Annotated in this window: 5 protein-coding genes; all 5 read right to left on the bottom strand. The window is 71.9% G+C overall.

The window, feature by feature from the left end; translation table 11 throughout:
• Window positions 1–60: 60 nt before the first annotated feature.
• Window positions 61–558 (bottom strand): hypothetical protein, encoded by a 498-nt coding sequence (locus ACWDRR_RS41445; protein ID WP_449777493.1) that lies wholly within the window; start codon window positions 556–558, stop codon window positions 61–63.
• Between the two features lie 181 nt (window positions 559–739).
• Complete coding sequence (locus ACWDRR_RS41440; protein WP_449777492.1) at window positions 740–3,334, bottom strand: collagenase; 2,595 nt, start codon at window positions 3,332–3,334, stop codon at window positions 740–742.
• 550 nt (window positions 3,335–3,884) lie between these two features.
• The gene (locus ACWDRR_RS41435; RefSeq protein ID WP_449777491.1) at window positions 3,885–4,301 is read right to left on the bottom strand and encodes a VOC family protein; all 417 of its coding nucleotides are present in this window, start codon (window positions 4,299–4,301) and stop codon (window positions 3,885–3,887) included.
• A 10-nt stretch (window positions 4,302–4,311) separates the two neighbouring features.
• Window positions 4,312–4,740, bottom strand: a complete 429-nt coding sequence (locus ACWDRR_RS41430; protein WP_449777490.1) for a helix-turn-helix transcriptional regulator — start codon at window positions 4,738–4,740, stop codon at window positions 4,312–4,314.
• A gap of 109 nt (window positions 4,741–4,849) precedes the next feature.
• Window positions 4,850–7,249, bottom strand: coding sequence for an ATP-binding cassette domain-containing protein (locus tag ACWDRR_RS41425; protein WP_449777489.1), 2,400 nt, complete (start codon window positions 7,247–7,249; stop codon window positions 4,850–4,852).
• Window positions 7,250–7,387: the final 138 nt, after the last annotated feature.

Here is a 7,387-nt window from a genome sequence, read left to right as displayed (position 1 = left end):
CCCCTGCTGCTCGGCGCCGTCGACAACAACGGCCGCCCGCTCATGGTCGACACCGCCGCATCACTCGACCCCGGCGCCGCCGGCTCCCGCTCCATCGACGGCGGCCGTGCCGTGCAGTACCCGCCCGGCCGCCCGTGCCTCCTCCAGGCTCCGGGTGAAGAGGTCGATCCGCTCCTGCGGGGCCAGGGACATCAGGCCCGGCGGCCACGTCCCCGGCGGCACCACCAGCACGATGGCCCGCCCCCGGTCCCCGGCCGCCGCCACCCAGCCGGGCGAGGCCTCGACCGGCGAGGCGGGCTCCCACACCTGCCGCCCGCCCACCAGCACCAGTCTGGCCAGCCGCGGCCCGCGCACCTCCAGCACCCCGGTCGTGTCCGGCGGCTCGCCCGCCGCCAGCGTGAACCCGCTGTCCACCAGGTTCTCGACGAGCTCACCGTGCAGCCCGGGGCCGACCTCCACGATCACCTCCGCGAACGGCGCCCCGTCCGCCGTCTCGCGCACCGCCAACGCCCACACCATCGGCGCCCGCTCCGGACCGCCACCCATCTCACCAGCCATGCCCTGTCAACGACTCAGCGGCCCGGGCGGAGCGGGTGGGCCCGGTCCGGCCGCTGCGGGCGACGGCCGGGCTGCCAACGCCGAGCGCTCGGCCGGGAGATCCCGGCCGAGCGCTCGCACGGACTGCTCGTGGCTCGATCAGCGATCAGCGATCAGCCCACCGAACGGTGCTTCGTCGGGGTCAGAACTGGGTGCTGACCGTGACGCCGCTGAAGTCGGTGACGGCGTACAGGCTGAGGTAGCGGTAGCCGGCGGTGGGGTTGGTGACGGTGAGGGACTGGGTGGTGCCGGTGCCGGTGGAGGAGGCGGTGAAGGCGCTCGGCGAGGCCCAGGTGCCCGGGTTGTAGTACAGGTGCGCGGTACCGGTCCCGCCGGAGGTGGTGACCTTCAGCGTGGTGGTGCCGGCCGGCAGGTAGACGTACAGGTAGTCGGTGTTGCCGGCGGTCGCGGCGCGGCCGGCCCGCGAGCAGTTCGGGCCCATCGCGTCCGTGCGCGGGTCGGTGCAGCTCGGCAGCGCGACGGGGGCGGCGGTCACGGTGACCGAGGCCGGGGTGGTGGCGGTCCGGCCGGTGTCGTCGGTGGCGGTCAGGGCGACGGTGTAGGTGCCGGCCGCCGCGTAGGTGTGGCTCGGGTTGCGCTCGTCCGAGGAGGTGCCGTCGCCGAAGGTCCAGTGCCAGGCGGTGATCCGGCCCGGGCCGGTCTGCACGGACCGCTCGGTCACGCTGACGGTCGCGCCGTTCACCGACGGGTCGAACAGGGCGGTCGGGCCGGCGGCGTAGCAGGCGCCGGCGGCGCAGGCGGTCAGCCAGGCGTCGAAGTCGGCGTCGTAGGAGGTGCCGAGGTTGTTGTAGACCGCGTAGCCACCGGTGTAGTCACCCACCCGGAAGCGGCTCAGCATGGTCTGGACCTCGGCCGGGTGCCTCTCCAGCATGTACCGGACGGCCAGGTAGCCCCACGGGTAGACGCGGGTCGAGTCCGAGTTGCCGTAGGTGTTCTGGAAGACGGTGCTCAGCTTGTAGGTGTGCTGGGCGGCCTGGGCCATCGCGTCGGTGTCGGTGGTGGCGCGGTAGCTGTAGGACATGTACTCGGCGAGGCCCTCGACCCACCAGATGTCCGGGACGGACGTCTGGGTGGTGAAGTTGCCCTTCATGTCGTAGATGCCGTCCAGGTAGTGGGTGTACTCGTGGTTGAGGTTCCACACCCGGGCGGGGTCCTTGGTGTTCCAGGCCTTCTGGTACATCACGTTCACGGCCCGGTTGTTCGGGTCGGTCGGGTCCATGACGGTCTGGCCGCCGTTGTCGGTCGAGTTGCCGAAGATGGCCCACGAGTAGGTGGTGTAGTCCGTCTTGTTGGCGAAGATCCCCTGGGTGACGGTCTTGTTGTACTGGTTGGGGATCGGCCCGTTGTCCTTGACCACGTTGTGGAAGAACGCGTCCTCGTTGCGCAGGCTGGCGCAGACGGTGGCCAGTTCGGCGGCCGACAGGGCCTGGGCCTGGATGGTGCGGTTGTCGCAGACCAGCTGGTTCGGCAGGACCACCGCGGTGAGCTTGGCGGGCAGGTCGCAGATGCCGTAGTACGAGCACTGGCCGTTGTTGTAGACGGTGGCCTGGAACGCCGTGTGCACGTACAGCGAGGCGTCGGCCGTGAGGAGCGGCGCGGCGTTCAGCACCTGCTTGACCAGCGGCTTGGCCGCGGCCTCGACGGCGGGGCTGCTCCCGGCCATCCGCGCCAGGTCGTTGCCCGCGTTGGTGTCGAGGACGGCGTTGGGCCCGCTGAGCAGGTCCTTGTGGTTGATCGCGAAGTTGGCGAGGGACGTGACGAGGCTCGGGTCGGCGCCGAGCGCGTTGACGAAGTTCGGGTTGGTGTTGCCCCGCCAGAGCGGGAACCTCAGCACGGAGTTGACCGCGCTGACCATCTGCGGGAACGCGTTGTAGGAGTTGTTGTAGTCGTCCAGCACCCGCTTGTAGACGCCCAGGTGGTCGGCCTGGATGTTGGCGCTGTCGGTGAGCGTCAGCACCTCCTTGAGCACGACGCCGTTCGTGTCGGTGACGTCGTGCCAGCGGGCGCCGGCGAAGAACGCGTCCAGGCCGGCCTTGACGGCGGCGGTGAGCTCGTTGGTGTACGGGCCGGCCGCGTCGGGGTAGTAGGACTGGATGTAGTAGCCCACCCGCAGGTAGAGCACCAGTTGCAGGATGCCGGTCGAGTTGTCGCCGGTGTAGCCGGCCGCCAGGTCCTTGAAGCCGGCCGCGACGGACAGCATCCGGGACTGCTTGAAGATGCCCGGGTCGGTGCCGCCGTTGGTGAACAGCGCGGAGACGCAGTCCGTGGTCGAGCTCTTGAGGAACGCGACCAGGTCGGCACCGGTGTGGCCGGCGAAGTCGGCCGGGGTGCAGCTCTGCGCGGCGGCTGCCGCGGCAGCACCCGACGGGGCCTGCGCCAGCGGGGACTTGGGCCGAACCGGGGCACGCGTCGCGGCCGTGGCGGCCGGCTCGCCCATCAGGGTCTCGCTGAGCAGCGCCGGGGGCAACGGAGCGGCGGGGGCGGCGAGGCTCTCGGACTCCGTCGTCGCGCCGGCGGCGGACAGGCCCGCCGGCTTCGCGGCGGCGGCCAGGGCGGTCGCGGTGGCAGGGGTGGTCGCGGCCGGGACCGGTCCGGCGGTGACGGCGGTGACGGCGGCGGGTGCCGCGAAGGCCTGGGCCGGCAGCACGGCGGTGGCCGTGGCACAACAGGCGACGACGCCGGCGGCGAGCGTGGAGAGGCGTATGCGCAGGTGCACGCTGAATCCTTCTTCGAGTGGGGGCAGCCTGACGTGGGGTCGAGCTGAATGAAGGAGATTGGCGTGGATCCTGGCATCGAATGAAGGTCAGAACAATGTCACAGGTCATATAACATGACGGTTTCGGCCACTTCACCGCACGCGGCGCCCGGCCGTCCCGCTGACCTGCGACGTTGGCGGCCGGAGCGGGCCGGAGCACCGGCGCCGGACGGCCGTCGCATCACGGGCCGGGAGGTCGCCCGCGGCCCCGCGGGCCGGCAGGGGGCGCGGAGTGGCCGGTCTTCGCCCCGGCCGGGCACGCCGCGGCGCCCGGCGGCCGTGGCCGCCGGGCGCTGTCCGGGGAAATGGTGCGTGGGCGGAGCCTGCTCAGCGGGCCCGCAGCGGGGGCGGAGCCCCCCGTGCACAACGCCCGGCCGGGAACCCCCGGCCGGGCGCGGGCGGAGACTGCTCGTGGCCGGATCGACTCACCACGTGGTGCCAGAACGGTCCGCCGCCGGACGGCGGCCTCCGCGGCGCGGGTGCCGGCCGCCGAGCGGCGCCCGGCGGGGGTTCACTTCCCGAGGGACTGGGTGAAGCGCACCAGGTTGCCGGCCGGGTCGCGGAAGCCGCAGTCACGGACGCCGTAGGGCTGGTCCATCGGCTCCTGCAGCACCTCCCCGCCCGCGGCGCTGACGCGCTCGAAGGCGGCGTCGCAGTCGTCCGTCGCGAAGATGACGCCGCGCAGCAGGCCCTTGGCCATCAGCTCCGCCATGGCCTGCTTGTCGGCCGCCGAGGCGTTCGGGTCGGCGAGCGGCGGTTCGAGGACGATGTTCACGTCCGGCTGCGAGGGCGCGCCGACAGTCACCCAGCGCATCCCCTCGAACCCGACGTCGTTGCGCACCTCCAGGCCGAGGACGTCGCGGTAGAAGGCGATCGCCCTGTCATGGTCGTCGACGGCGATGAAGCACTGCGAGAGCCTGATCTCCATGCGGCCCAGGCTACGACCGGGCGGCGGCGCCCGCTTCCCCGTTCCTGACCGGCCGGGTGTGGATCTTGGCGATGCAGGCCGGGACGGCCGCGCCGTCCTCGTGGCTGCGGGCCCGGTAGCTGCTCGGGTTCTCGCCGACCAGCTCGGTGAAGCGCGTGCTGAACGACCCGAGCGACGTACAGCCGACCGCGAAGCAGACCTCGGTCACCGTGAGGTCGCCGCGCCGCAGCAGCGCCTTGGCCCGCTCGATGCGGCGGGTCATCAGGTAGCTGTACGGCGTCTCGCCGAAGGCGGCGCGGAAGCTGCGGGAGAAGTGGCCCGAGGACATCAGGGCGTCGCGTGCCAGGGCCAGGACGTCGAGCGGTTCGGCGTAGTCGCGGTCCATCCGGTCGCGGGCCCGCCGCAGCCGGACGAGGTCGTCGAGGTCTGGCCGTTTCACCCGATCAGTCTCCCACAGCGCCCGGGACCGGGGCAGCCGCGGCCGGGGCTCGCACGGACACCTCCGCCCCTACGGACACCGGGCAGGGTGTCCGTAGGGGCGGGCGGTCTCAGGCTCCGACGTAGGCGGCGAGGTGCTCACCGGTGAGGGTCGACCGGGCGGCGACGAGGTCGGCGGGGGTGCCCTCGAAGACGATCCGGCCGCCGTTGTGGCCGGCGCCGGGACCGAGGTCGATGATCCAGTCGGCGTGCGCCATGACCGCCTGGTGGTGCTCGACGACGATGACCGACTTGCCGGAGTCGACGAGCCGGTCGAGCAGGCCCAGCAGCTGCTCGACGTCGGCGAGGTGGAGGCCGGCCGTCGGCTCGTCGAGGATGTAGACGCCGCCCTTGTCGGCCATGTGGGTGGCCAGCTTGAGCCGCTGCCGCTCGCCGCCGGAGAGCGTGGTGAGCGGCTGGCCGAGGCTGAGGTAGCCGAGCCCGACGTCGGCCAGCCGCGCGAGAACGGCGTGCGCGGCCGGGGTGCGCGCCTCGCCCGCGCCGAAGAACTCCTCGGCCTCGGTCACCGACATCGCGAGCACCTCGCTGATGTCGCGGCCGCCGAGGTGGTACTCCAGCACCGCCGCCTGGAACCGCTTCCCCTCGCACTCCTCGCAGGTGGTGGCGACCCCGGCCATCATCGCCAGGTCGGTGTAGACGACGCCGGCGCCGTTGCAGGTCGGGCAGGCACCCTCGGAGTTGGCACTGAACAGGGCCGGCTTCACGCCGTTGGCCTTGGCGAACGCCTTGCGGATCGGGTCGAGCAGTCCGGTGTACGTCGCGGGGTTGCTGCGCCGCGAGCCGCGGATCGGGCTCTGGTCGACCGAGACCACCTCCTTGTCGGCGGCCAGCGGGCCCTTGGCCAGGGATCCGTGCACGAGCGAGCTCTTGCCCGAGCCGGCGACACCGGTGACGACGGCCAGCACCCCGAGCGGGACGTCGACGTCGACGTCGCGCAGGTTGTTGGTCGACGCGCCGCGGATCTCCAGCGTGCCGGTGGGCTTGCGCACCGTCTCCTTGACGGACGCCCGGTCGTCGAAGTGGCGGCCGGTGACGGTGCCGCTGGCCCGCAGCCCCTCGACGGTGCCTTCGAAGCAGACGGTGCCGCCCGCCGTGCCGGCGCCCGGGCCGAGGTCGACGATGTGGTCGGCGATCACGATCGTCTCCGGCTTGTGCTCCACCACGAGCACCGTGTTGCCCTTGTCCCGCAGCCGCAGCAGCAGGTCGTTCATCCGCTGGATGTCGTGCGGGTGCAGGCCCGCGGTGGGCTCGTCGAAGACGTAGGTGGTGTCGGTGAGCGAGGAGCCGAGGTGGCGGATCATCTTGACGCGCTGCGCCTCGCCGCCGGACAGCGTGCCCGACGCCCGGTCGAGCGCGAGATAGCCGAGGCCGATCTCCACGAACGAGTCGAGGGTCCGCCGCAGCGCGGTGAGCAGGGGCGCCACCGAGGGCTCCGCCAGGCCGGCGACCCAGGTGGCGAGGTCGCTGATCTGCATCGCGCACGCGTCGGCGATGCTGATCCGCCCGATCCTCGAGGACCGGGCCCCCTCGGCGAGCCGGGTGCCCTCGCACTCGGGACAGGTGGTGAAGGTGACCGCCCGCTCCACGAACGCCCGGATGTGCGGCTGCAACGACTCCTTGTCCTTGGACAGGAACGACTTCTGGATCTTGGGGATCAGCCCCTCGTAGGTGAGGTTCACCCCCTCGACCTTCACCTTGGTCGGCTCCCGGTAGAGGAAGTCCTGCATCTCCTTCTTGGTGAACTCGCGGATCGGCTTGTTCGGGTCGAGGAAGCCGGACTCGGCGTAGACCCGCACCGTCCAGAAGCTGTCCGACTTCCACCCGGGGATGGTGAACGCGCCCTCGGCGAGCGACTTCGAATCGTCGTAGAGCTGGGTGAGGTCGATGTCGGAGACGGCGCCCCGGCCCTCGCAGCGCGGGCACATGCCGCCGGTGCGGTTGAAGGTCGCCTTCACCGTCGTCCTGGCACCGCGCTCGACGGTGATGGCCCCGCTGGCCCGGACCGAGGGGACGTTGAAGGCGTACGCGCTGGGCGGCCCGATGTGCGGCTCGCCGAGGCGGCTGAAGAGGATCCGCAGCATCGCGTTGGCGTCGGTGGCGGTGCCGACCGTGGAACGCGGGTCGGAGCCCATCCGCTGCTGGTCGACGATGATCGCGGTCGTCAGCCCTTCGAGGACGTCGACCTCGGGCCGTGCCAGGGTCGGCATGAAGCCCTGGACGAAGGCGCTGTAGGTCTCGTTGATCAGCCGCTGCGACTCCGCCGCGATCGTGCCGAACACCAGGGAGCTCTTGCCGGAGCCGGAGACACCGGTCAGCACCGTCAGCCGGCGCTTGGGGATCTCGACGCTGACGTCCTTGAGGTTGTTCACCCGCGCGCCGTGCACGCGGATCACGTCGTGGCGGTCGGCGGCGTGCGGCGCAGGCGGCTGCGAATCCGTCCTCGGGGCCATGATTGTCGTCTCTCCATCCGTCATGCGGGCCGCCTTCGCGGTCTCCGTCGGCGTCGCCCGCTCGATCCAACCAGCTTCCGCCGACAGTCCGGTTCTCCTCCGTCGGCGCGGTCGCCCCGGCCGTGCTGCCGCGCGGCG

The sequence above is a fragment of the Kitasatospora sp. NPDC003701 genome (genome assembly GCF_053587085.1).
This window is presented reverse-complemented; position numbering and strand designations above follow the sequence as displayed.

What these genes read in the sequence shown, in the direction of transcription:
- ACWDRR_RS41445 (WP_449777493.1), bottom strand. Translation starts at nt 558, where the DNA reads ATGGCTGGTGAGATGGGTGGCGGTCCGGAGCGGGCGCCGATGGTGTGG.
- ACWDRR_RS41435 (WP_449777491.1), bottom strand. Translation starts at nt 4,301, where the DNA reads ATGGAGATCAGGCTCTCGCAGTGCTTCATCGCCGTCGACGACCATGAC.
- ACWDRR_RS41425 (WP_449777489.1), bottom strand. Translation starts at nt 7,249, where the DNA reads ATGGCCCCGAGGACGGATTCGCAGCCGCCTGCGCCGCACGCCGCCGAC.